Raw genomic sequence first — 24,482 nt, 5'->3', positions numbered from 1 at the left:
TGCAGGTTAATTAGGGTTTGCTGTATTTTCTCTTTTATGTTTCCATCTCTTATGGGTCCATAGCCAGTATGCCGGATTGTTCAGGATACTTTTTTCCATTAACCGGGCATATTGTTCGGTAATTTGATTTTCAGGAGTTTCATTAGGAGTAAGAGTGAGCAGGCTCATATCCATTGTGTAGTACCCCCTTTTTACTTTCTTTACATCGAGGAATACTACCGGAAGATTCATTTTACGGGCAATACGTTCAGGTCCTGTAAGAATAGATGTTTCCTGATTTAAGAAAGTGGTCCAGTAATGCAGGTTGGCTTTACTGGGGGTCTGGTCTGCTATAAATATAACCAGAGCATGCGTTTTGTCTTTCTTTAATTTGATGACATCGCGTATGGTATCGTTTTTCTTTATGCCACAAGAACCGAACCGGGTACGGAGATATACAAAGAGTTTGTCAAACGCTTTGTTCTTCAACGGACGGTATATTTGGTATACTCTTAGTGTTTTGAAGAAATGGCTTGCGGCGGTAAACCACTCCCAGTTACCATAATGCCCCATTAACAGTACGAAACAAGTATATCCTTTATCTGCCAGGTCATCCATAAGTTCCGGATTTCTGATAACGGCACGACTCAGTATCTCTTCTTTGGAAATATGCGCCAACTTAATAGTCTCGACTATATAATCGGAGAAATGATGATAAAAGTCCCGCTCCAACCGGCGTAGTTCCTTTTCTGTTTTTTCCGGAAAGGACGCTTTCATATTTGCACGTACAACTTTTACACGGTATCGTGCAATCTTATATATTATAATGTATAAGATATCCGACAGAAGGTATAATACACGCATAGGGAGCAAGGCGTGAACTTTTGCCCAGCAGAATATAAGCGCATATTGTATTTTAGTCCACATGGAATATTTTCTATTATTTATTTTTAATCAGTAACGCCGTCTTATCCTCATTCCATCCCCCTAAAGTAACCAAATGAGCTTCATTTACCCATAAGGCATTGTACGGTGCTTCCACTTTGATATAATTCTCAGTAAAACCATGCATCAATCCTCCTTTCCTGGTATGTTCGAACAGCACGCTTGCTTCTTGACCTATATGAGCTTCATAGAATGCATGGAACTTTTGGTCTGAAATATCCAACAATTGCTGGCTACGTGCATGTTTTGTTTTCGGGGCGACAACATAGTCTATTTTTAGAGCCTGCGTGCCTGGACGTTCGGAATAACTGAATACATGTAGCTGGCTGATGTCCAGACTATCGATAAAAGCACGTGCTTCTTCAAACAATTCATCTGTTTCTCCGCGTGTACCTACTATCACATCTACGCCGATGAAAGCATGTGGCATGATTTCTTTTATCTTCTCGATTTTATGACGGAACAGAGCCGTATCGTACCTGCGGCGCATCAACTTTAATACTGCATCACTACCACTTTGCAGCGGTATATGGAAATGCGGGGCGAAGCGTTTGCTGGATGCCACAAAATCAATTGCTTCATCAGTAATCAGATTCGGTTCGATAGAGGAAATACGGTAACGGAGAATCCCGTCCACTTCATCAAGGGCGCGGATAAGGTCGATAAACGTTTCCCCTGTGCTTTTGCCAAAATCCCCGATGTTTACACCTGTTAGAACAATTTCCTTCCCACCTTTGTTTGCAACTTCCTGTGCTTGTTTTACCATACTCTCTATTGTCCCGTTGCGGCTCCGTCCGCGGGCGAACGGGATGGTACAGTAGGAACAGAAGTAATCGCAACCGTCCTGCACTTTCAAGAAGTGGCGGGTCCGGTCGTCAGCTGAACAAGAAGGGGAAAATGTCCGTATATCTTTTGTCTGGGAGGCGATAATAGCCCCTCCGGCTTCTTTTTTCTTCAGGTCGTCCAGATACATTAATATATCCAGTTTCTGCTCGGCGCCGAGTACAAGGTCCACACCCTCTATATGTGAGACTTCTTCCGGTTTTAGTTGGGCGTAACAACCGGTCACTACGATAAATGCGTCCGGATGTTGTTTGCTGATACGGCGGATGGCCTGCCGACATTTCTTATCAGCCAGTTCTGTAACGGAACAGGTGTTGACAACGCATATATCAGCTTTTTCTCCCGGACGGGCTTTACGAACCCCTTGTTCGGCAAGCGTCTTTCCAATAGCCGAAGTTTCGGCGAAATTAAGTTTACACCCCAGTGTGTAATAAGCGGCTATTTTATTTTCGAAAACAGTTTTGTCAATCATTGTCTTTTATTTATCGCACAAATTTAGCGAAAATATTCGGATAAAGACAGTTCTGCCTTCTTATCGCTCGGCCAGGATGATAACCGGATTCTCATCATTTTCCTGCATCTATTGCCCAACGGGGAATAAGTGTGTTCCGCTTGAGATTGAGCGATTGCTCTTTGGTGAGTGGCTGCTTGATGAAAGGTAAGAAACCGGCTGAGAAGACGGGAGGAACAGGTTAAACTCCGCTTACCTGTTGTGTATTTGTCAGATAGTCTGTATTTTTGCACACTTAACAAGACAATGTGCTATATGATACAAGAGAATTTTATCAAAATCTATGAGGAGAGTTTCAAGAAGAATTGGGGCCTTCCTGCACTTACCGATTATAGTAAAGGAAACAGCTTCACATTCGGAGATGTAGCTACCGAAATAGCCCGTATCCATATACTGTTTAAAGAGTGCCAGATACGGCGTGGAGATAAGATTGCCTTAATTGGTAAAGATAGTGCGCGTTGGTGCATTGTTTATATGGCTGCTGTCACTTACGGAGCGATTATTGTGCCCATCCTGCAGGATTTCAGCCCGAATGATGTACATCATATAATCAATCATTCGGAATCCGTCTTTCTGTTTGTCAGCGACCGTATCTGGGATTCGCTGGAAGAAGATATGATAGAGGAGGTTCGCGGGGTATTCTCATTAAATGATTTCCGCTGCTTGCATCAGCGCGATGGCGAAAGCATCCAGAAATTAATGAAAGCATTGGATGAGAAGATGATTGAGAAATATCCGAATGGCTTCTCTAAGAATGATATTAAATATGCGGAGCTGGATAACGACAAAGTTGTTTTGTTGAATTATACATCAGGAACAACAGGCTTTAGTAAAGGAGTGATGCTGACAGGGAATAACCTTGCCGGTAATGTCACTTATGCCAAGACACTGGATTTATTATTCCAGGGAGATAAGGAATTGTGTTTCCTGCCGTTGGCTCATGCGTATAGTTGTGCTTTCAATTTCCTGGTGCCTATGGCTGTAGGTGCCCATGTGTATTTATTGGGAAAAGTGCCGTCTCCTAAAATCCTGTTGAAGGCATTTGAGGAAGTAAAGCCGAATTTGATTCTGACCGTTCCTTTGATTTTGGAGAAGATATATAAGAAGATGATCCTTCCGCAGCTTAGCAAGACCTCTATGAAACTTGCCTTGAATATTCCTTTGCTGGATTCCCGTATCTATGCCCAGGTCCGTAAGCATCTGGTAAATGCAATGGGTGGAGCTTTCCGGGAAGTAATTGTAGGAGGGGCTGCAATGAACCAGGAAGTAGCGGATTTCTTATATAAGATTAAATTTCCGTTTACAATCGGTTATGGAATGACCGAATGTGGCCCGTTGATCAGTTATGATAATAATGCGGAATATGTCCCGACCTCTTGCGGCCAGGTACTGAAAGGCATTATGCAGGTACGTATCGATTCCGATGACCCGTATAATACGGTGGGAGAAATCCAGGTTAAGGGTGAAAACGTGATGAAGGGATATTATAAGAACCAGGAAGCGACAAGTAATGTCTTTACGGAAGATGGCTGGTTGCGTACCGGCGATTTGGGAACAATCGACGCAAACAACCGCATTTATATTCGTGGACGTAGCAAAACGATGATTCTTGGCCCGAGCGGACAGAATATTTATCCGGAAGAAATCGAATCAAAACTGAACAACCTTCCTTTTGTAATGGAAAGTATCATTATCGAAAGAGGCGGAAAGTTGGTAGGATTGGTGTATCCGGACTATGATACAGTGGATGGAACAGGTATCTCCCATACCGACCTTCCGGTTATCATGGAACAGAACCGTATTGAATTGAACAAACTATTGGCTCCTTACGAGTCTGTCTCCGAACTCCAGTTGTATCCTACCGAGTTTGAGAAAACTCCCAAGAAGAGTATCAAGAGATATTTGTACGCAAATTATTGATATTTGAGATTTTGTTGAGAGCCTGTTTAAATTTGCCGGTTTGAAATAAAAAGAGTATTTCCTCTTTCCGAAAAAATGATTATTTTTAGTTACCAGGTTTTGAAAACCGACCCTCTTTCCCCATCCACAGGGAAAAAGGGCCGGCATTTTTTTATAAGATGGAACGTTTACAACCGGATGTATTAATTCAGTGTCAACCTTTTCTTGATTTCTTTCCGGTTCGCATTGTCTTTGTGTTTGCCGCTGCTTATCCAATCAAAATCTTGAACCGTCATTACATCAGAGTTCCACATTTGATACCACTTTACTGTTACGTGATTTGCCCCAAAAATATGTCCTATTTCATGGGCCATAGTATAACAATTAAAAGCATTGGTACAGGATATGCCATAGGCTTTCTCATCGTTGTTCACATTATAATCCCTCAGATAAGCCCGGCCTAAAGTATTATCGCTCCAGCCCCCCCAACGGCATAATATAAAAATGCCGTTCGTGTTTTTGTACTGGCTGTTGTTCACCCAGGTACGGAAATTCGGTAGCGTTTCTTTGCTATTGCTTGACCCCTTAAAATCACAGTTCAGGATACTCACATTGAACTTTACATTTCCCTGTACATCCTTCAACGCGCTGATCGCGTCATTTACCTGCCAGTTCATTTCGTGGGTAAGTGGATTGCTACCCTTCTCACGGAGCAAATAAATATTGACTGTAGGTGTTTTGAGAGCAAGTGTTTTGAGAGTAGGCGCAGGTGCAGGAGCAGGTGCGGGTTTAAAAATCTGCGTCACCTTTTTGTACTGATTAGAGAAAAAGCCGCGGGTAGCTACAGGCGAGTGGTATTGAAGCTCCTTTTCAGGCAGTTCGTACACGTTGCCGGCTTTCATTTCCTCCCGTATGCCGCTAAGGTCCAGACGGAGGGAGTTATTGTCTGCACTGCGCGTCATCAGGGGGTCGCCGCTGCGGGTGGCAGGGGCTATCTGTCCATACAAACCGGCCACCTCTGCCTGTTGCCTGCCGTCCGCATAAGAAAGATAAGCAAGGAGCTTGCTGTCCGCCGTAAGCCGTACCGCAACATATTCGGGCGAAACGGCCAGTTCCACCGAATCGGTGGGATTGGACGAGTTAAAGACCAACAATTCCGCCTGGTCGGGGTCCAGATTTTCCGAAGCCACCAGTTCCGGCACGGTGCGGGTGAACTCCCCGTCCGTAAACGTCACCTCTTTTAATGAAGTCTGTTCGGAGAGGAGCGTCATCACGCCCTCATAATTCAGGGTACGGAGGTCGATACGGACCGGTGCCGCAGCCTGTTCCGGCCCATTCGGTATAAGACGGTCGTCTTTGCTGCAAGACGAGAGTGCAAGCAGGATGCCTGCCGCCAACAATACTTTTTTCATAATAAATTCCTTTCTATTAATTAATTTTCCAACAAAGATACCTGCGGGGGAGCCTACTCTTCATTCAACCGCTCAAGCAGTCCCTTGCCCGGTTTGAATTTCAGGCTTATGCGTGGAGGTATCATATACATCTTCCCGTTTTTCGGATTACGCCCCATGCGTCCGGCCTGCTTCCAAAGCGAGTATGTGCCGAAGCTTTTAATTATGAGGCGCTCTTCTTCCCTGAAGACTTCCGCCAGTTCGGCATGGAATGCTTCCAGAAAACAGATTATCTCCTGATAAGGTAAAGACATCCGTTCAGATATCCGTTTTGCCAATTCTGTTTTATTCATATTATTTATTATTATATCAGATTGCCGCAATAGCCGGATTTTACCCGGTTGCGGCAATCGAATGCGGTCGGCAATTCGCCGACCTTTCTTATTCTTGGACGCAACGCACCGAGAACCCGCCGGCACGGGTGCCCGTGCCCGTGTTCAGCGAGGCACTACCGAAGTGCACGCTGCGCGCGTAGACACTGCCTGACGGAACCGACGACGAGCAGTAGTAGCCGTTGCTACCCTGACCGCTGGAAGCGCCGGAACTGCTGAGACGGTTGCCCGCAGCAGGCAAAATGAGCTTCTGACCACTTTCGGCACCGGCGATGGACAGTAACTTGTTGGTACCATCCCAACTTTCAGTAGGTAAAGTAGTACCGGCACCAATAGCCTTCCACTCTGTAAGGGTCGGAACACGCCAACCTTCTGGGCAAGGATCGTACTCGGTTTTAACAGGAGCATCCTCAGTACCTTTATTCCACAATTTCTGATACCATTCGCCATCAACCATATCAGTATTGGCAGGATTGTCGCTGCCATCTTCATTAAAAAGTAACCAGTTATACTGGGTATTTGGAGTAGAAGAACTACTAAAGATGAACTTGCCATCCCATTTGCTCATTTCAGCAAGGGCACCCTGACCTTTTGGAAAACCTAACGGATCGGTTGTACCATCGAATTTCTCAGCATCAGTCGTTGAAGCTTTATTCGTTGCAGCAAAACCAAACTTACGGCCCCACTGGAATAACTGACCGCAAGACTCGGTTATATCGGTATTGGCATCCGATGATACCTTTTCAGGCATTACTTTTGCCTCCGCATTAACCGGAGCCCAGAAGACTAATTTATCATCTGTTGTTTTCATCATGACAGGCTGGATACCTGTTCCGTTATAATCAGGGCGGCTCGTGATGGTGATGATTTCTGGTTTACCCGCATTACCGGCGTCACTGATCGTTACATACACATCCAAAGGTACTCTCAAATTTTTATCCTGAACGGGGACTTTGACTTCCATACCAATCTTGCCATCTACTGTTGCGCCTGTTATTACCATATCGTCCAACACGCTGACACCTCCGATAGATTTAGCATGTGTGTCATATGCGTGGATTGGTTTAACATCTACAGAAGAAACTCCTGACACATTAAAATAAAGGGTAGCACTGCCGGTCGCATTTGTTATATCAAGCGTCTTGGTTACAGCATCCCACTCTATACCGTTCGCAGCCAATTCAGATACATTAAAATCGACTAAGGCTACTTCGGATTTCAACCATTTTGCATACAAAGTAATATCGGCAGTAACAAGAGACTCAAAGTCATACACCGTTACTTTCTCAGGATCGGAATACCAGCCTTTAAACTCGAAACCTGTTTTTTCAGGATTGGCAGGTTTTAGCACTGTCTCTTTATCTAAAACGGATACTGCTTCTATCTCACTGCCTCCATCCGTGTCAAAAGATACCGTATAAACCACTTCACCCGGATTAGACCAGCGGGCATATAACGTCAGGTTCCCTTTTACGGTATACGTATTGAACTGCCATGCTTCAGTAAGCGCGGCATCAATATACCAACCGAGGAAACTGCAATCCGTTTTAACAGGGTCGGTGGGTTTGGCCAGCTTGTCACCTTCAATGACCTTCAACGGAGCCACCTCGCTACCGCCGTTCGTTTCGAAACTTACGGTATAAACCTGCTGCTCCGGTTTGGCCCAGCGGGCATACAGGGAAAGGTTTTGAGTAACCACATCCTTCTCAAAATCCCAAACAGTGGTAAAAGCAGTTTCCTTATACCAGCCGAGGAAAGTCTCACCTTCTTTGATCGGGTCGCCCGGTTTGGTCACTTTGCCCCCTTCGGGTACTTTAACGGGAGACAGGCCGCTGCCTCCGTTGGATTCAAAAGACACCGTGTATTCTACAATTACAGGGTCATCCTTTTTACAGCTTGAAAACGCTACTGTTAATAACAGTAATAGTAATAATGTTCTTTTCATTTTAACTGTTTGTTTAGTTGTTAATAATTAATATATAAATCAGGACGTATAATCCTGAAAACACATTTATGGGGAGTGGAACTTTCAAAGCTCCTCCGGTTTGTCCCCGTCACTTCCGCCTCCGGCATCGGGGTTGGGGCGGTTGCTGCTTCCGCCATCTGTTTTTCCGCCTTTGCCTTTTCCGAGGCGCAGGGATACGGATACGCGGTATTCGTCTATCATGGCGTTCCACCAGGTGAAGAGTTCCAGGTATTTGCCGTCGCCGTTCACCAGGGCCAGCGCATTCAGGGCTCCCACCAGTGCATCGTAGGCCGCGTAAAAAGCCGGGCGGGTTTCGGCAGATTTCTGCGGGGTGTTGCGCAAGCCGGATTCTGTACGGCGTGCATCGGAGAGGGCGGCGCATCGGGCGTTCGCTATTTTGAGTTCGCCAATCCATGCGGTCAGCCCGAGGGTTTCAAAATCCGCTTTCATGGCATCGGATTCGGCTGCTTGTATAAAGTTTTCCGTCATGCCGGTCTGGTCATTAAAGCTCAGTTGGGTTGTATTTTTATATTTGTCGGCAAAAGGAATCAGGCGTTTTGCCGCCGTTTGCTTGTCGGCATCGAAATGGTTGGCAAAGGTGCGTATCTGGCCAAGGATAGCGGATTGCATGGAGTCTCGTTTTTTGTCGGCGGTCCCCATTTCTGCGGTCAGCGCACTTTTGGATAGTTTGACCAGGCTGTCATCGTAAGCCTGCAGTGCACTTTTGAAATTTTCAAAGGGAGCGGTTACGCCTAAAGCAGCGGCACCTGCTGCTTGGATTTGCTGTTCGATGGCCCGTCCTGTTGCCAGCCATTCGTTGTTTCGTAACCTTGATTTGGGAATTGTTTGAATTTTAGCCATGTGAATAAAGTTTTAGAAGATATTTAATAACCGGGAATTGTTCCGCAGGCATGCGAAAGCAGGACATAGCACTATTTGATGCTTTCGTTGGCATGCGAAGGTGTTTTATAGTGCTATTTTGTAGTTTCGCAGGGATGCGGAGGCGTTTTTTGCGCTTTTTTATGCATCCGCCGGTGTAAAATGGCGCTATGTCCTGTTTTCGCATGCCTGCGGAATGGGATGCACCTGTCCGGGCCCCAACACGCGGCTGTCTGTAAAATACAGCCGTGTATAGCAGCAAAATCTTCAGCAATACCCTTAGTGGGGTTTGAGGATTCGTCTTTGTCATTATCTAATCTGTTACCCTTTAGTATTGTCTCTTTCTTTGTAAGAAAGGGACAAAGGATAAAGACAATGCACTCCTTGCTGAAATTCAGGATATTAAGAGTCAACTTCTAAATAAAATCAATCTTTTAGAAAGTTATTTATTAAATAATATGCATTAGCGTTTCTTTACATTTTTACCGGAATAATTTGTTTTTGTCGGAATAACTTGTACATTTGCAGCCATATAAGCCTTGATTTACAATAAAAAGGCAGACTTGAAAATATGGAATGTCCCTTTCTTACAAAGAAGGGGACATTTTTTATTTATCTCCTTTTCTTTTTTCTTTTGCCCACGTAAAAAACAGTCCAACATCTGCTCATTTGCCCCATCCAGCACATGCGAAGGCATGCCTTTCATATAGATACGCGTCACCCGTTCGGAGCTATGCCCCAATCCCTGGCTGATGACCGACGTATTTACCCCGCACGATTCTAAAAGCGATGCCCAGGTATGGCGTGCCGAATAGGTGGTGACCAGATTGCTGATGCCAAGCATGCCTCCTAATTTCCCAAGGTACCGGTTGGTGCGCCTGAGGGCGGATTTACAGCAGATACCGCTGCCACTGCCGCGAAGCTTTTCGCGAAGGAAAGGAAACAGGTAGGGGCTGTCGGCATCCTCGTAACGCTCCATCAACAGTTTCAGCTCGGGGGTTATTTTAACTTGCAATGCCACTCCTGTTTTACTGCGGCTGTAACCGATATAGTCGCCATGTACATTTTCTTTCCTGAGGTTGAACACGTCTACAAAGCACATGCCGCGCGCATGGAAGAGAAACAAGAAGATGTCCCGTGCACGGGCCAGATTGTTTTTAGTGTGGGGCGGCGTCCCTTCCGGCAATCTTGCCTCTGTTATTTTCCGCATATCCTCTGCCGACAGCGTGCGCTTGGCGGTAGGGGGTACCGGAATGGACACCCCGCGGAATGGAGGGATAGCCGAGGGTGGCAGTATCCCTTCCTTCACTGCTTTGTTATATATGGCACGCAGGTTACGGAAATAGCAGTTTGCACTGCCCGCTTTCAGCCCCTGCTGCATTTTCAGGTAGACTGCATATCTTTCTACCCAATCCGGCACTACCTCCGAAAGGAGGAAGTTTCCTGCATCCGCTCCCAAATACTTTTGTACCGAGCTCAAGGCGCTCTCATAATTGGATGCCGTATGCATATGGCCGGCGGCACGCTCCCTTGCCGCCAAACAATTTAACCATTCTTCCAATAGTATCAATTCTCTTTTCCCTGTAGGTCTTTCCCTTTTCTTTTTTCCCATTCGTATTACATATATAAAATCGTATCAAAAAGGTATAAAGATAGCCCCTTTTCACGACAGTGGAAGAGGGGTGGGGCATAGGGGAAGTATTCTAAAATAGGCCTTGAATTTGAAAAACAATGGCTGTATGAAAAAAATAAAAAGTAAACCGGAAGATGTCCCCGCATCCTCCGGTTCGAATGTCGACATGAGACTCATGGATGGATTATAATAAAGGGTTCAGATAATCAGCAGCTTGTATTTAGCTTTAAAAAAAGTTCAAAAAAAAATACTTTATGTTGTACAACATGTATAATTAATACATACATTTGCATCGTTTTACAACACGAAGATATTATAGACCGTTTAAATTAAGAACAAAATGAAAAAGTTAGTTGCATTTGCTGCTGTTATCGCAGCTGTTTCATTCGCATCTTGTGGAAACAAATCCGCAGAATCTACAGAAGAAGTAGCAGAAACTGCTACAGTTGAAGAAGTAGTTCCTGCTGTTGAAGAAACAGCTGTTGAAGAAGTTGCTCCTGCTGAAGCTGATTCTACAGCTACAGCTACTGAAGCTCCGGCAACTGAAGCTGCTCCTGCTGAATAATATTCAGTAAACAGTGAAGAAGGACAGTCTGTATGCGCATAACATACAGACTTTTTTTGTTTATAAACCGATATACAATACTTATAATTTATGAGACATATTACCCTAATCCTTCCGGTGCTTGCTTTATTCTGCCTGCCCTCTTTTTCACAGACTCCGGTCGACAGGACCTTATCTTTGGATACGATTCAAATCCAGGGAAAACGTTTTGGCGGATTGAGCGGGGGAGAAGTAAAGCGGATGCAGGTGGATGAAAACCTGAGCAGCATAACCGTAACAACAGCGGATGCTTTCCGTTTGCTGCCTTCTGTAATAACAGATATAGAGGGAGGCATTACTTACCGTGGATCGAACCATCCCGGTTTATTGATAAATGGAGTCCCTTACGGATTGATGGAGGAGAATAGCGGGGATATGCTGATTCAACTTCCGGCTTCGTTCTTTAACCGCTTGTCTATGACATCGATGCCTTCCATTGAATTGATTCCGGACGGGGATGCCGGGTTGCTAAACTTGTCTTCTGCTTTATACCGTAAAAGCGATTCTCCGCTGCAATTGAATGTAGGTGCGGGATTTCAGGAACGCTATAATGCCGGGGCAGTAGTGAACCTGCATCCCGGGAGATTCCATATTGTTGGAAAATATAATTATCGTCGTGAGTTCCGTAAACGTACGTTCAGTAAAACAACTACCAATAAATCGGGAACAACCGTAATGAATAATAATGCGGCAGCAAGGCCGGATGTGCATTTGGCAGATTTGAATGTCGGTTATGAACTGAGTGCCAATGACCTGATTTCCGTATACGGGCTGTATTATTTGATGGATTATAGCCGTTACGGTAAAATAAATAATGGAAAGCTGGCAAGCGATGGCTCCGTCCAACCGGTAATGTTCCGCCACCGTTATAATGACCAACGGCAGGAAGCCTATGCTGCCGAAGCTCGTTGGAACCATACTTTCAGTAATCCACGGGATCAGTTGAGTGTTGTATTCAACTATAATAATTTCGGTTATGATGAAGGGAATGACTACCAGAATGAAAAGCCCGAAACCGGAGCTATTATAGCAGAAGACAACTATGCTATCCATCAGAATAAGAATACTTACTATGTATCCGGAGCGTTCCGTAAGATGTTTGATGAGGACTGGTCGTTTAACGCAGGCTATATAGGTACTTTTAAAGATGAGAAATACAATGCCGGAGGCAATAAGAAAACAGGTGGCGTATGGGGACCGGATATACAGAAAGAAAATATATACCAATTCTACCGTCGTACAAATCTTCTGTATGCTTCCGTTGTGAAGAAATGGAATCCTTTTACGGCAGAGGTAGGTGTCCAGGGTGAATTAAACTGGCAGAATATTAAAACAACTTTGAATGAGAATACCGGAGATAAAGTACCGTATGATGAAACGACCTCCCGCTTCCGTGTTTATCCGAGAGCGAAGTTTGCCTATCATGTGGAGAAAGGTGGAGAATTTTCGTTGAGCTATATCCAACGTGCGATCCGTCCTTATGGAGCAGACCTGAACCCGTTTGTCGACCAAAGTGATGCTACTCATATCCGCCAGGGAAATCCTGATTTGAAAGATGAAATGATTCATTCTCTGGAGTTGGCCTATCTGTTTACAAACCGGACATTCAGTTTGAGCCCGAGCTTGTATTATCGTAATAAATCGAACCGTATTATGGATGTACTGCGGGAAGATGCAAAAGGCGTTGAAATCTGGCAGAAACAAAATATAGGCCATAGCCAGGCCTTAGGATTTGAACTGTCGGGTACGTGGCGTCCGGTACGTTTGTTGGCAATCGGCTTTGCCGGAAATGTGTATCGTGATGAGATTGACGGACGTTCGATCGGGTATGATGAAAAGAAATCGATGGTGTGTGCGGATGTCAAAGGGAGCGTAAATATAACTATCACTCCAACTACGGAATTGCAAATAGATGGTTTCTATGTATCCGACCAGTTGACTCCACAAGGAAAAATTAAACATCGTTCCAGCGTGAATGCGGGTCTGTCCCAATATTTCTTCCAACGGAAACTCCGTGCCAATGTAAGTATTAACAATATCTTCAATACTTTGGAAGAAACAACGATTGTCGATACCGAAGCGTTGAAGATGACACAGGTTCGCAACCGGGATGCACAAGTAACCTGGTTGACGCTGACTTATAATTTGTAGGAGAGTTGTCCGGGCTGGATATTGAGAATACGGACATTTTATCAAAATGACAGAATGACAAAACACCCCGTCTCTGCTTTGTTTGTATGGGCCTCCCTTCGGGATAGATTGGAAATACGCTGTTCTCGCAGAGTTGGGATTTGCCTGTTTGTTACTGAAAATGACGCAGTTCTTGCGAATTGATATGACGCGGGAATTTTTATTAGACGCGGATGACGCAGATAAACGCGGATTAATACATATTTTACGTCTCTTAATCCGCGTTTATCTGCGTCATCCGCGTCTAATCATATAGTCTTGTTTCCAAGGGAATAATAATCTATTTAATATCTGCGTCTGGTCTGATTTTTGAACCATTCCAGAGTTGTAGTCATGCTCAATAACATCTGAAAACGGAGTATATATGTTTTGATTTCGAAACATATATGCTTTAAAGTTAAAACATAGGTGTTTTGCCGCGCGGATTATTGCTTTTTTATGCGCAGACAGTTGGAATTAGTACCGCTACTAATTGAAAATACCTTCCGGGTAAATGTGAAAAGGTACCGGATAGTATAGAATTTCTTCCTATTTATCCTGAAAAAGAGCCGGTTTCTTCCTGAAACAGACCGTGTGTATAGATGGTCGGTTAGTAAAAAGGGGGAGATTTGATAAATATGTCACTTAAAGCCCTGAAATGATAACTTTGTGAAAAAGAAAGAAGGTGTACCAAAATGTCCTGACGGGCTTTTGGTACACCTTTCTGTTTATTCTGAAAAGGAGGTTTATCCTCTTACTATTTCTTCTTTTTCTTTATCCCAATACATTGTACGTCCTTCCAGATAAGCATGTGTTCCCATATGGGCAGTCATGGCTTCCTGAAACGCAGCATCAATGTTACAGCTCGGTTGTTTACCCTGACGGATACATTCCAGCCATTCACGGATATGCAAGTGAGTCGTATCATAGCGCTTACCGCTTACATAGGTATAAAGCAAGCCGCGTTGGGCAAAATATAATTCGGTAGGTGATGTGATAGCATCCACAGAACTCTGTCCCGGCACATACGTGTAGAACGGTTCGTTCGGTTTGATGATGCCTTTGTCTATCTTTTCTTTATAGATTTCGGAAGCAGGGTCTGCTTTCAAAGTAATCGTGTTGGACAACTCCATCTGGGCATCATGTCCCATAATCACTTTGCCGCGTGGACGGTTGCTTGCCAGTGTTGCACTATACAACATGGTCATATCCCGGTCGGGGAACTCGAAAGTGGTTTGTAATACATCAGGTACCGTACGTCCGTCTTTGAAGAAATAAACGCCGCCGGAAGAAGTAGCCGAGTGGGGGATACCTACACCGAATATCTGGTTGATGGCATCATACTCATGCGTCAGCAAGTCGCCGCTCAGACCTGTACTGTAGTCCCACCAGCAACGCCAGCGGAAGAAACGTTCCAGACTGAATTTGTCGCGGGCATCCGGACCTATATACCGTTGCAGGTTGTTTGATGTCATGTAGTCGGTATATTCTTTAATGCGTTCTTCGGGCCCTTCAAACTGTTTCCAGTCGATTGTGTCGGGAGAAGCCCCATCTATCAGCGGATATACCCAAGCTCCGTTCGGGTCGTTGCGGTTGGTACAAACCTCGATTAACGATACTTTGCCAATCAAACCTTTATCGATAATTTCTTTTGCGCGGATATAACTGTCTGTCTGCCGTCCCTGGTGGCCCAACTGGAATACTATGCCTGTATCTTTAACCACTTGGCGTACCTGATATGTTTCCGGAACTGTCCATGATAAAGGTTTCTCGACATAGACATGCTTTCCTGCTCTGGCTGCCTCCATTGCCATGGTGCTGTGCCAGTGGTCGGGGGTTGCAATAATAACGGCATCGATATCGTCTGCCGCCAATAATTCTTTATAGGTTTTGTAACGTTTCGGGCGTTTGCCGAATTTACCGTTCGAACCTTCACGATATATATTGGAAGCTGCCAGTACAGCTGCTTCGCCATATACATCAAAAATATCACATACGCCGGTTACTTCGATATTCAGGTCATCCTGTTGGAGGAATTGTTCATAACGTTTGTCTTTACTGTCGTTTTTTGCACCTTCAATCAGGCCGTCAATCCACGATGGTTCGGCAAAACCGGCTGCACGCATCAACTGTTTGCCGCGGATACCGAATCCGATCATTCCGATGCGAATTTTTTTCCCATCCGGTTGGGCGGGAATCATATAATGCTCCTTATTGAATTTAAAAGAACTGCCTAAGCTTTTCGATTGTTTGTCGTATGTCTGCTTCTTGTAGACTCCGTATCCCAATGCTCCTAATACCGGAATCGTCGCTAATGCTTTCAAGGCATTGCGGCGCCCTTCTGATTGTGGTCCTTTATTTTCTTTATCCTTCGGTATATTATTGTTTTCTGTAGCCATGATATTACATTAATTTGAGTTTAGACAATAGAGGTATCGCTTTTTTCAGATAGCGGTCCAGCCCGATAATATGGGAAGTGGGGAAAGCCAGCAGTACTGCCAATGCCGCCATTTCTACCAGGTTTTTGTCTATCCATAAATAAGAGCCTTCAAACGGCATCATATATTGTGCTCCGATAAATGAAGGGTGGGAGAGGTAATAAAACGCAAGCAATATCATAGCCCCAATAGAAGAGAGTTTGCTGAAAGCACCTGTAATCAGTCCAAGCCCGATTAGCAATAAAGCCCATTCATTCAGTGTGTTTACCATGTTCATCATCGCCGGGTCGCTGGCCAGTCCGGCAAAAAAATCAGACATAAAGCCTTTAGAATCGAGAAGGTAAGGAAGCGAGGTCCATTTCGGATTCAGGATTTTCACCAATCCTTCGTAAGCAAAATGCCAGCCAATGAATAACCGCAGTATAACCATTGCAGTCAACTGCATTGCAGAGTAAGAATCTTTTTGTGTCATTTCATATTATTTGTTTCATATTTTAAGATATGCAACAAATATAATATAAAAATGCAAGATGGAGAAAAAAGAAACAATCAGTTTGAAAAACAGAGAGTTTAGGATATATGGCAAAAACGGAATGAAGCCAACGGAAACCGCGTGATCTTATTAATCGGAATTGCATAATGATGTGACCCATGCATTCATCATATTAATAACCTCCAGTGAAGATGGAACCTCCTGCCTGGTCTGCAAGGCGTCAGGACGAAGATCAACTTGCACATATCCCCATCCATTCTCGTCTTCTTGCAGATAACCCTGTTTAATGTACTCTTCCAAACAACTATCTGTACATTCACCGTAAAAATCGTATTGTAGTTCATCCTCAAAAGTCTTTTTCTTTGCTATGAATGAACTTTGACCTATCCAGATAAAATCTTTCAAATCAACTTCGCTAAAGTTAAATCCTCCCCGGTCGAGTACGGCAACTTCGGCCAGGCGTCCTTCGGAAAGTATTTGATAGATACGCACACAGCATAATCCTTCATACGGATCTTCATCGACAACAAGGAAAAGACCGGATTTTCCACAGAACAAAGGAATATCTCTGCTGCGATATTCGTAAACTTCTCCCGTAGTATGGCTCATCGCGAAATAGCCCCAACTTTCGTAGCCCGAATAATGAAAGAAATGCAGACCGAAGTCAGGTTGATAACCATCATAATACCATTCTTTAAATCCGTCTTCATCTTCCTTCATTTGAGAATTCAATAATGAGAGCTCCCCTCTTTCCCAATGTATGGACAATTTGTCTTTACTATTTGTATAATGATTTTTACCGGAATCAAGTCGTTTGTTGCAACTGTCCGCTTTTAGATTTATGTATTCCGCAAATTCAATCTTCTTAACGTCCGCCCCTCTACTGTTATAGATGCGCAAAGGTATCATGTGCCCGCTATGATAGTCGTACATACTCTTTTCTATCAGATTGCCTTCTTCCGAATAACTTTCAGTCATGACACCCGGCGCTCCTTTCTCCGAGTATGGATAACTCTCGAAACGAAGCAGCCGCCCATCGGAGTAATTCTTTATTTCCAGTCGCTTCTGAGAGCCGATAGTCGCTATATCACGTTTTACAGAATCATATCTGCCGCCTGTGTAGTATATCGGTTCGTCGGAATTTTCTTCAAAATACTTCCGCTCAAAGAGATATTTTTTCTTGCCGTTCTCCAAAGCATAAGATTCTTCAATGTAGTAGGAAGGGAGACCTTCTGATGCCTGATATTTATACTCGTAACGGTCAGGAGCTTCATTGGAATAATAATCATTTCCTGTAGAATACCAGTATTCCTTTGGATATACTTCCTTACCATCAATATAATGGTTAACCAGTAGCAGATGTCCGTTCGGATACCATTTCATCTCTTCCCCGTGGAGTTCCCCGTCTTTATAATGTTCGAACCAATCAGGCTTTCCATCAAAGTTCCACCGTTGGCGTACCCCATCGAGCTTGCCCCGCGTGGCCTGGTAAAAAATATAGGGCTGTCCGTTGGTATGATAAGATTGATAAACTTCACGAATACTGTCGAGGGTGATCTTACGGCTTGTCAGGCAATGGTAAAAATGGCTGTAATGGTTCACTGTATCATTTTTAATCCCGTCTTTGTAAACAGCTACCGAATAACAGGGTTCGGATACGAAAGCATCGGTTGGCAGGAAATACAAGTGGCTATAAGCACCGTTCATCAATGTATCTTCGTAGAAACAGCGTTCCACCCCGTCAACTTGTTTCCTACAAATACTATCGGGTATATAGTTTTTTAAAGAAGATGCTTCCGGTTCTTTTTGCAATACAGCGGAAAGCGTATCGGGAGTAATCCAATCACTCCCTTTGTAATAGTCAATAAAAAAAGGTTCCGAAGTAACAGACGAAAGTCTGTCCGGAATCTTTTCTTGTGTCTCTTGTTTTACGGGAGAAGGCTGCGAAACTCCTCCGCTTTTTCCGCCACACGATGAAAACAGTAATGCAGAACCATATATCAAAGCCTTTTTCATTTTGGCATTTTTTATTAGTTGTAGATGCTACAAATATAGGCGATTTTTAGATCGTTTTATACATATTAGTTAAAACAATACGTGTGTTCTTCTGGTCGGGCATATATATGCGGAAAAGATTGTTTTTATTTCTTTTTCGGTATATGCAGTATTAAGCGTATGGATTGGTCGTAGGTAAAATAACTCCATATCCATTCAATCAGGATTACTAATTTATTTTTGATGCCCAATATGGAACGCAGGTGTATGAACAACCAGATTAGCCAGGCAAAGAATCCTTGGAATTTAATGTTTTTAATATCTGCAACAGCTTTGTTTCTTCCTACTGTGGCAAGTGTACCAAGGTCTTTATAATGGAAAGGTTTGAGCGGCATCCCGTTTGCTATGTTTATAAGATTGTCGGCTAATAAATTTCCTTGTTGAATGGCAACTTGGGCAACCTGTGGATGCCCGTTCGGAAAATCAGGTTCTGTTTGCAGGCAAACATCTCCGATAGCGAATATATTTTGACTTTCAGGCAACTGGTTAAATTCATTCACCAGGATTCTACCTCCCCGTCCGGTCATCTCTTTTCCTATCTGCTCAAAATGCGTGGCGGTTACGCCGCTTACCCAGATAAGCGTTTGGCTTTCGATAGCAGAACCGTCATCCAGTAATACTTTTCCTTCCTGATAGTCGGTTACCTTTTTATTGAGCATAATTGTGACACCCATTTCTTCAAGAAACTTCTCGGCATGTTCGGACGCTTCTTCCGACATGACGGATAAAAGCCGGGGGGAACCTTCTATGAGGTAAATATTCATTGAAGATTGCTTCAAGTCCGGATAATCTTTCGGTAGGACAAACCGTTTCATTTCCGACAGTACTCCGGATATTTCAACACCGGTAGCACCGCCTCCTACGATAACGATATTCATCAGAGCCTGCCTTTTTGCCGGGTCGGTGGTAACTGTAGCTTTCTCTAAGTTACACAGGATAGCATTACGTAAAACCAATGCTTCCTCGATTGTTTTCATAGGCAACGCATGTTTTTGTATGTTTTCGTTACCAAAGAAATTAGTCGTGGTTCCGGTAGCGAGAATCAGGTAATCATATTTCAAATCTCCGATAGATGTCTGGATTATGTTTTGTTCTTTAACCACAGTCTTTACTTCTGCCAGCCTGAAGTAAACGTCTTTTCTTTTCTGGAATATTTTGCGGAAGGGGAAAGATATGGAACCTGACTCTAATCCGGAAGATGCAACCTGATAAAGCAGGGGAGGGAACTGGTGATAATTATTCTTGTCGATTAATACAACCTGAAAATTATGGTTTTTGAGTCTGTTGGCTAATTTTAATCCCCCGAAGCCTCCGCCTACAATAACAACTCTCTTTTTGCCTGTGCCGGCTATGTTGAAACTCATATTGTTTGTTTTAATTGTTCTATGTATATATGAAACAATTGACGGAAAAATAAGTTTGTATCCAATCGAAAGTGAAGAGCAAAAACAATGCGTCCGGATGAAGGCTTCCTCTAAAAACATATAAAAAGGGCTGTCTCCACTTCAAATTGGAGGCAGCCCTTGTGGTAGTTTTTTGAAAATATCCGGATTATAATCCTTGTAATATCATTTTAAGTACGGTCTGTGCCGAGATTTCCCGGTTTGCAGCTTCTGGGATCACAATGCTTTGAGGACTTTCAATTACATCATCAGTTACGATCATGTTACGGCGTACCGGCAGACAGTGCATGAAATAAGCATTATTAGTCAGTGCCATTTTTTCAGCATCGACAGTCCAGCTACGGTCTGTGCTGATTACTTTACCGTAATTGGGGTCTGCATATGCCGACCAGTTCTTAGCATAGATAAAGTCAGCCCCTTCGAATGCCTTTTTCTGGTCGTATTCAACGCGGGCATTGCCTACGAATTTGGGGTCCAGTTCATATCCTTCCGGATGCGTGATGACAAATTCATAGTCTGTTGCATTCATCCATTCTGCAAAGCTGTTGGGAACAGCCTGCGGCAGGGATTTAGGATGCGGAGCCCAAGTCATTACAACTTTCGGGCGGGCTGTTTTTTTGTATTCTTCAATTGTAATAAGATCGGCAAAACTCTGTAACGGGTGGCGTGTTGCCGCTTCCATACTGAATACCGGACGTCCGGAATATTGAATAAACTGATTCAGTATTTTTTCGTTATAATCGTCTTCCTTGCTTTCGAAACGGGCAAAAGAGCGTACTCCGATAACGTCGCAATAGCATCCCATTACCGGAACGGCTTCCAGAAGATGCTCCGGCTTGTCTCCGTCCATGATGACACCGCGTTCGCTTTCCAGCTTCCAGGCACCCTGGTTTACATCCAGAACCATCGTGTTCATACCAAGATTCATGGCAGCTTTTTGTGTGCTGAGGCGGGTACGGAGGCTGGAGTTGAAGAATATCATTAACAAGGTTTTATTCTTGCCCAGCTCTGTAAACTGAAAGCGGTCTTTCTTAATCTCGAATGCTTCGTTAAGCGCTTGTTTCAAGTCGCCTAAATCCTGTACGCAAGTGAAGTTTCTCATCCTATAGTGCTTTTTTAGTGAAGTGCAAATGTAATTATTTTTACCGTAAATATTCCATTACGTATTTTAAAGTGTGATAACTACATATAGACGTATTATTACAGTGCCGATACTGTTTTTAGAAGACAATATCTACCTCAAGGCTTTCCACCCATTCAACCGGAAGTCCTGCTACCTTGTTGCAGGTAACGGAAAACTTGAGGGGTAAAATCATGCTTAAAGGAATACGTAACCAACCCGGCATATTGAAATTATGCAGCCCGATAAGCGAACCGATTTGTATGCCTAACGAGGGGGCTACAAGGAACCGGCTTTTGTTGTCCCTGCGGTCCAACCCCATTTCCATGTATGAATAGAGACCGAGAAAACGCTTCGGGGCAACAAATATATCCATGCTATAGTTTACCCCGCCTTTTATATGCCAGTTGTCGGTTGTATAGGAATCCAGGGTTGTAAACATATAATATCCGGAGATAGTAGGGGAAATCCAATGGGCTATGTCGCCGGCTTTCATGTTCATCCCTGTTCCGTTGCCAAATTTATGCCAGTTGAACATACTCAGATTCAGACGCGCTCCGATGGCGACTTCTTCATCACTGGTGAGGACATCACTTAGTAGAATAGAAAATGAGTTGGCTACGCGGGAACGGATAAAATTGCGGGTAAACGGTTTTTGGACAATGAGCTGTAGCTCATCTTGGCGGGCTGCAACATCTTCGGAAAGCGGCAGTTCGTCCAATTGGGTACCGAAAGGCATAGGGAATTCTTTTATAACAGGAAAATGGCTGTATACGAAATCTGGAAGTTCTTCTTTTTGCTCCGGCAAATCGTTGATAATATCATCTTCATCCCCCAGCGATGCCTTGTGGTAGGCTTGCCATATTTCGGTGATGGACTGGCAGGTTGCTTTAACCACCTGGTAAAAGACTTGGGTTTCACGTTCATAGCTATCCCCCTTGTCTAAGGTATAGGGGCCTGTCTTTGTTACCCGGATATTGCGGTAATCATCAGCCGCTTTATATTCCTGCATGTTTTGATTGAGTCGTTTATCCCCGAAAGATTTCCAGACCTCCCCTTTCATATTCGCTGTTTCCACAGGTATCGTATTGTAGAAGTCGTGTAATGCCTTGTTATTCATTACCGCAGACGCACTGAATCCACGTTGCACCATTTGATGCCCGGATGCAAATGAATCTTGCAGGAAGTGTTCGGCGAAAGCTTCATAGAGGCTTGCATAAAACATCAGGTTATCCGATGCTTCCTTATTTCCGTTCCGTAATTCTTTCCCTGCTTCCTGAGCCAGATAAACGGCAAAAATATGAATACAGAAATATTTGCTCATGGAAGGCAGTTTATTTAGTTTTGAGAAGACGGCATTCACTTCGGAAGGCTGTTTCAGGCGCCGGATCAGTTCAATGTCTATCATCTCCAAATGTTCTTTAAGGCCTTTCCCGTATGCATAAAAATGGGAAAGGTCTTTAATGGCCAACAGGCCGTAGGCGAGATTTATATCTAATAATTCTTTGCTGGAAGCCCCAGTCAGGAATTCATTCATTGCTTTGGTTTCAAGAGCGAGCGTCCGGTTTGTTTTTGAGAAATGCGTCTGTAATCCTGTTTCCAGTAATAGCGGATTTTCCACATGGTCGCCGGCCAGGCCGCACAATGTTCCGTAAGTGACGATATTGGGGAGTTGGGTCAGTTCCTTCATCACATATGCATTGGAACCTTCCATATGTGCCATGTTGAGGATGGAAAGCATGGCACTGTCTGCTGTTGCGGCATCCGGATAGATGCCGTTTCGTACTAAATATTCAGGCATCAGCGACATGGCACGGTCTCCTATTTTACGGTGTTCTGCATAGTCCCAGGCTAAAGTGTATAAAGAGATGGCCACACTTCCGAGCAATAAGGAGCCACGACGTAAATACGTTTGAATAGAGGGCTTCATGTTGTAGAGTTTATTAGTTGTAAAATTCGTTATTGTAGAGAGCAAAGATAAAATTTTTATCCGTTTCTTATCTGTCCGTTGCCTTCTATTATATATTTGTAGGTAGTCAGCTCGGGCAAAGCCATAGGGCCTCTTGCATGTAACTTCTGGGTGCTAATACCTATTTCTGCTCCAAAGCCGAATTGTGCCCCGTCTGTAAATGCGGTTGAAACATTTGAATAAACACAGGCTGCATCTACCATTTGTTGGAAAAGCAGAATCGCGTCTTTATCTTCACTCACAATACTTTCGCTGTGTTTTGAACTGAACCGGGCAATATGTTCCAAGGCTTCGTCTATGGAAGCCACAGTTCGTATGCTCATCTTGTAATCGAGAAATTCCGTACCGAAGCTATCCTCGGTTGCAGGCAGCAGCAAGTCTGCCGGATACTTGCCGGATAAAACATTAAAGGCTGTCTGGTCTGCATAAAGAATGACATGGCTTTTTTGTAATTCACTGCATATATAGGGTAAATCGGCAAGTCTGTTTTTGTGGATAATCAAACAGTCCAGAGCGTTGCATACACTTACACGGCGCGTTTTTGCATTGTTCACGATTGCCTGTCCTTTTTCTTTGTCCCCTTCTTTATCGAAATAGGTATGGCATATGCCGGCTCCTGTTTCAATCACCGGAACCCGGGCATTGTTGCGGACATAATTTATCAGCGAACTGCTTCCACGGGGAATGATAAGGTCTACTAATCCGACGGCATTCAGTAGTTCGGTAGTCGCTTCCCGGTCTGGCGGTAGCAAAGTGCAAACAGCCGGCTCGACTCCATGCCGGTCTAATATACCATGGATGATTTTTACTAAAGCCCGGTTGGAACTATCTGCATCCGAACCTCCTTTCAATACACAGACATTCCCGCTTTTCAGGCATAAAGAGAATACATCGAATGTCACATTGGGACGAGCTTCGTAGATTACGCCGATTACTCCGAAAGGAACTGTGACTTTCCTGATAGTCATACCGTTCGGACGGGTAACTTCACTTAATGTCTTTCCGAGAGGGGAGGGAAGGGCTGTTACACATTCCATATCTTCGGCAATACCTTGCAAACGGCTTTCCGTCAGCTTCAACCGGTCGTATTTGGGATTTGCCGGGTCCATGCGGTCCAGGTCTTTTTGATTTTCTTGTAAGATATATGCTTGTTGCCGTATCAGTTCGGCTGCTGTATCGCGAAGGATATGATTTATTTTCTCGTCACTTAAAGTAATAACAGTGCGTGAGGCAAGTTGGGCTTGCTTTAATAGTTCGTTTATCATATATGGTTTTATTTTGTAGATGAACTGTTTTATTGGGGTTGAAAGTGCGGCAGAAAGCTCTTGCTCTTTCGGACACACTTTCAACCCCTGCTTGCCGGTCATTTATATTCGTAGGACTGGATATATTTTGACTTTACCGTATCCTTGCCCAGTACAAGGAAAATGCCAATCAGGATGCTAAGCCCCCAGTTGATAAGTTGCCCGCTTCCTTGCAGATGGCCGAAGAGTAGGAATCCGTTCAACATACCTCCGGCAAGGAAAAGGAGCAGACTGACCCAACAGAAAGCATAATTACGTACCGACCTGCGGATGGTAATACTGACAGCAGAGATGATAAGCAGGAAACAAACTATGAGCAAACTGTAAGCAGCCATTTTTACCTCAGCAGGCGAACCCGTTATAGGAATGTCCAGTTCCGGTTTCTCACTGCTTGTCAGGAGTGTAAGACCTCCCATCCCTCTGAGCAGCCCTATTACAATCATAAGGACTGAAGCGAATGTCAACCAATACTTTTTCATACTCTTTACG

At 44.0% G+C, this 24,482-nt stretch carries 18 protein-coding genes; 3 read left to right on the top strand and 15 right to left on the bottom strand.

Going from position 1 to position 24,482, the window contains the following annotated elements:
• Window positions 1–6 precede the first annotated feature (6 nt).
• Window positions 7–906 carry a lysophospholipid acyltransferase family protein gene (locus ACGE0T_RS16345; RefSeq protein ID WP_459187666.1) on the bottom strand — a complete coding sequence of 300 codons (900 nt, stop codon included), beginning with the start codon at window positions 904–906 and terminating at the stop codon, window positions 7–9.
• A 13-nt stretch (window positions 907–919) separates the two neighbouring features.
• The gene (gene mtaB, locus ACGE0T_RS16340; RefSeq protein WP_459187665.1) at window positions 920–2,239 is read right to left on the bottom strand and encodes a tRNA (N(6)-L-threonylcarbamoyladenosine(37)-C(2))-methylthiotransferase MtaB; all 1,320 of its coding nucleotides are present in this window, start codon (window positions 2,237–2,239) and stop codon (window positions 920–922) included.
• Window positions 2,240–2,533: 294 nt separating this feature from the next.
• Between mtaB and ACGE0T_RS16335 the strand changes: the two genes are divergently transcribed.
• Window positions 2,534–4,198, top strand: coding sequence for an AMP-binding protein (locus tag ACGE0T_RS16335; protein ID WP_459187664.1), 1,665 nt, complete (start codon window positions 2,534–2,536; stop codon window positions 4,196–4,198).
• Between the two features lie 182 nt (window positions 4,199–4,380).
• Here the strand turns inward: ACGE0T_RS16335 and ACGE0T_RS16330 are convergent, their stop codons facing one another.
• The 5 genes from ACGE0T_RS16330 to ACGE0T_RS16310 form a co-directional block, all read right to left on the bottom strand.
• Complete coding sequence (locus ACGE0T_RS16330; RefSeq protein WP_459187663.1) at window positions 4,381–5,589, bottom strand: M12 family metallo-peptidase; 1,209 nt, start codon at window positions 5,587–5,589, stop codon at window positions 4,381–4,383.
• Window positions 5,590–5,642: 53 nt separating this feature from the next.
• Entirely contained in the window at window positions 5,643–5,921 is a 279-nt protein-coding gene (locus ACGE0T_RS16325) for an HU family DNA-binding protein (RefSeq protein ID WP_459187662.1), read from the bottom strand.
• A gap of 88 nt (window positions 5,922–6,009) precedes the next feature.
• Window positions 6,010–7,905 carry an InlB B-repeat-containing protein gene (locus ACGE0T_RS16320; RefSeq protein WP_459187661.1) on the bottom strand — a complete coding sequence of 632 codons (1,896 nt, stop codon included), beginning with the start codon at window positions 7,903–7,905 and terminating at the stop codon, window positions 6,010–6,012.
• 84 nt (window positions 7,906–7,989) lie between these two features.
• Window positions 7,990–8,787 (bottom strand): DUF6261 family protein, encoded by a 798-nt coding sequence (locus ACGE0T_RS16315; RefSeq protein ID WP_459187660.1) that lies wholly within the window; start codon window positions 8,785–8,787, stop codon window positions 7,990–7,992.
• Window positions 8,788–9,349: 562 nt separating this feature from the next.
• Entirely contained in the window at window positions 9,350–10,417 is a 1,068-nt protein-coding gene (locus tag ACGE0T_RS16310) for a tyrosine-type recombinase/integrase (RefSeq protein ID WP_459187659.1), read from the bottom strand.
• 361 nt (window positions 10,418–10,778) lie between these two features.
• On the opposite strand from ACGE0T_RS16310, the gene ACGE0T_RS16305 reads away from it, so the two are divergent.
• Window positions 10,779–11,003, top strand: coding sequence for a hypothetical protein (locus ACGE0T_RS16305; RefSeq protein ID WP_459187658.1), 225 nt, complete (start codon window positions 10,779–10,781; stop codon window positions 11,001–11,003).
• A gap of 90 nt (window positions 11,004–11,093) precedes the next feature.
• Window positions 11,094–13,193 (top strand): TonB-dependent receptor domain-containing protein, encoded by a 2,100-nt coding sequence (locus ACGE0T_RS16300; RefSeq protein ID WP_459187657.1) that lies wholly within the window; start codon window positions 11,094–11,096, stop codon window positions 13,191–13,193.
• Between the two features lie 764 nt (window positions 13,194–13,957).
• On the opposite strand, the gene ACGE0T_RS16295 is transcribed toward ACGE0T_RS16300, so the two are convergent.
• The 8 genes from ACGE0T_RS16295 to ACGE0T_RS16260 all read right to left on the bottom strand — a co-directional run bounded on the left by ACGE0T_RS16295 (window position 13,958) and on the right by ACGE0T_RS16260 (window position 24,472).
• Entirely contained in the window at window positions 13,958–15,610 is a 1,653-nt protein-coding gene (locus tag ACGE0T_RS16295) for a Gfo/Idh/MocA family oxidoreductase (RefSeq protein WP_459187656.1), read from the bottom strand.
• A gap of 4 nt (window positions 15,611–15,614) precedes the next feature.
• Window positions 15,615–16,121 (bottom strand): DoxX family membrane protein, encoded by a 507-nt coding sequence (locus tag ACGE0T_RS16290; RefSeq protein WP_459187655.1) that lies wholly within the window; start codon window positions 16,119–16,121, stop codon window positions 15,615–15,617.
• Window positions 16,122–16,271: 150 nt separating this feature from the next.
• Window positions 16,272–18,158, bottom strand: a complete 1,887-nt coding sequence (locus ACGE0T_RS16285; protein ID WP_459187654.1) for a toxin-antitoxin system YwqK family antitoxin — start codon at window positions 18,156–18,158, stop codon at window positions 16,272–16,274.
• A 125-nt stretch (window positions 18,159–18,283) separates the two neighbouring features.
• Window positions 18,284–19,561, bottom strand: coding sequence for an NAD(P)/FAD-dependent oxidoreductase (locus tag ACGE0T_RS16280; protein WP_459187653.1), 1,278 nt, complete (start codon window positions 19,559–19,561; stop codon window positions 18,284–18,286).
• A gap of 187 nt (window positions 19,562–19,748) precedes the next feature.
• Window positions 19,749–20,702, bottom strand: a complete 954-nt coding sequence (locus ACGE0T_RS16275) for an N-acetylornithine carbamoyltransferase (RefSeq protein ID WP_459187652.1) — start codon at window positions 20,700–20,702, stop codon at window positions 19,749–19,751.
• Window positions 20,703–20,820: 118 nt separating this feature from the next.
• Window positions 20,821–22,650 carry a hypothetical protein gene (locus tag ACGE0T_RS16270; RefSeq protein WP_459187651.1) on the bottom strand — a complete coding sequence of 610 codons (1,830 nt, stop codon included), beginning with the start codon at window positions 22,648–22,650 and terminating at the stop codon, window positions 20,821–20,823.
• Between the two features lie 56 nt (window positions 22,651–22,706).
• A complete protein-coding gene (locus tag ACGE0T_RS16265; protein ID WP_459187650.1) occupies window positions 22,707–23,954 on the bottom strand; it encodes a glutamate-5-semialdehyde dehydrogenase in 1,248 nt (415 codons plus the stop codon).
• 98 nt (window positions 23,955–24,052) lie between these two features.
• A complete protein-coding gene (locus ACGE0T_RS16260; protein WP_459187649.1) occupies window positions 24,053–24,472 on the bottom strand; it encodes a hypothetical protein in 420 nt (139 codons plus the stop codon).
• Between the last annotated feature and the right edge of the window lie 10 nt (window positions 24,473–24,482).

This window comes from Parabacteroides sp. APC149_11_2_Y6 (genome assembly GCF_054506995.1).
This window is presented reverse-complemented; position numbering and strand designations above follow the sequence as displayed.

Excerpts from the sequence above, each read along its gene's own strand:
- ACGE0T_RS16345 (WP_459187666.1), bottom strand. The coding sequence starts at position 906 with ATGTGGACTAAAATACAATATGCGCTTATATTCTGCTGGGCAAAAGTT.
- mtaB (WP_459187665.1), bottom strand. The coding sequence starts at position 2,239 with ATGATTGACAAAACTGTTTTCGAAAATAAAATAGCCGCTTATTACACA.
- ACGE0T_RS16335 (WP_459187664.1), top strand. The coding sequence starts at position 2,534 with ATGATACAAGAGAATTTTATCAAAATCTATGAGGAGAGTTTCAAGAAG.
- ACGE0T_RS16330 (WP_459187663.1), bottom strand. The coding sequence starts at position 5,589 with ATGAAAAAAGTATTGTTGGCGGCAGGCATCCTGCTTGCACTCTCGTCT.
- ACGE0T_RS16325 (WP_459187662.1), bottom strand. The coding sequence starts at position 5,921 with ATGAATAAAACAGAATTGGCAAAACGGATATCTGAACGGATGTCTTTA.
- ACGE0T_RS16320 (WP_459187661.1), bottom strand. The coding sequence starts at position 7,905 with ATGAAAAGAACATTATTACTATTACTGTTATTAACAGTAGCGTTTTCA.
- ACGE0T_RS16315 (WP_459187660.1), bottom strand. The coding sequence starts at position 8,787 with ATGGCTAAAATTCAAACAATTCCCAAATCAAGGTTACGAAACAACGAA.
- ACGE0T_RS16310 (WP_459187659.1), bottom strand. The coding sequence starts at position 10,417 with ATGGGAAAAAAGAAAAGGGAAAGACCTACAGGGAAAAGAGAATTGATA.
- ACGE0T_RS16305 (WP_459187658.1), top strand. The coding sequence starts at position 10,779 with ATGAAAAAGTTAGTTGCATTTGCTGCTGTTATCGCAGCTGTTTCATTC.
- ACGE0T_RS16300 (WP_459187657.1), top strand. The coding sequence starts at position 11,094 with ATGAGACATATTACCCTAATCCTTCCGGTGCTTGCTTTATTCTGCCTG.
- ACGE0T_RS16295 (WP_459187656.1), bottom strand. The coding sequence starts at position 15,610 with ATGGCTACAGAAAACAATAATATACCGAAGGATAAAGAAAATAAAGGA.
- ACGE0T_RS16290 (WP_459187655.1), bottom strand. The coding sequence starts at position 16,121 with ATGACACAAAAAGATTCTTACTCTGCAATGCAGTTGACTGCAATGGTT.
- ACGE0T_RS16285 (WP_459187654.1), bottom strand. The coding sequence starts at position 18,158 with ATGAAAAAGGCTTTGATATATGGTTCTGCATTACTGTTTTCATCGTGT.
- ACGE0T_RS16280 (WP_459187653.1), bottom strand. The coding sequence starts at position 19,561 with ATGAGTTTCAACATAGCCGGCACAGGCAAAAAGAGAGTTGTTATTGTA.
- ACGE0T_RS16275 (WP_459187652.1), bottom strand. The coding sequence starts at position 20,702 with ATGAGAAACTTCACTTGCGTACAGGATTTAGGCGACTTGAAACAAGCG.
- ACGE0T_RS16270 (WP_459187651.1), bottom strand. The coding sequence starts at position 22,650 with ATGAAGCCCTCTATTCAAACGTATTTACGTCGTGGCTCCTTATTGCTC.
- ACGE0T_RS16265 (WP_459187650.1), bottom strand. The coding sequence starts at position 23,954 with ATGATAAACGAACTATTAAAGCAAGCCCAACTTGCCTCACGCACTGTT.
- ACGE0T_RS16260 (WP_459187649.1), bottom strand. The coding sequence starts at position 24,472 with ATGAAAAAGTATTGGTTGACATTCGCTTCAGTCCTTATGATTGTAATA.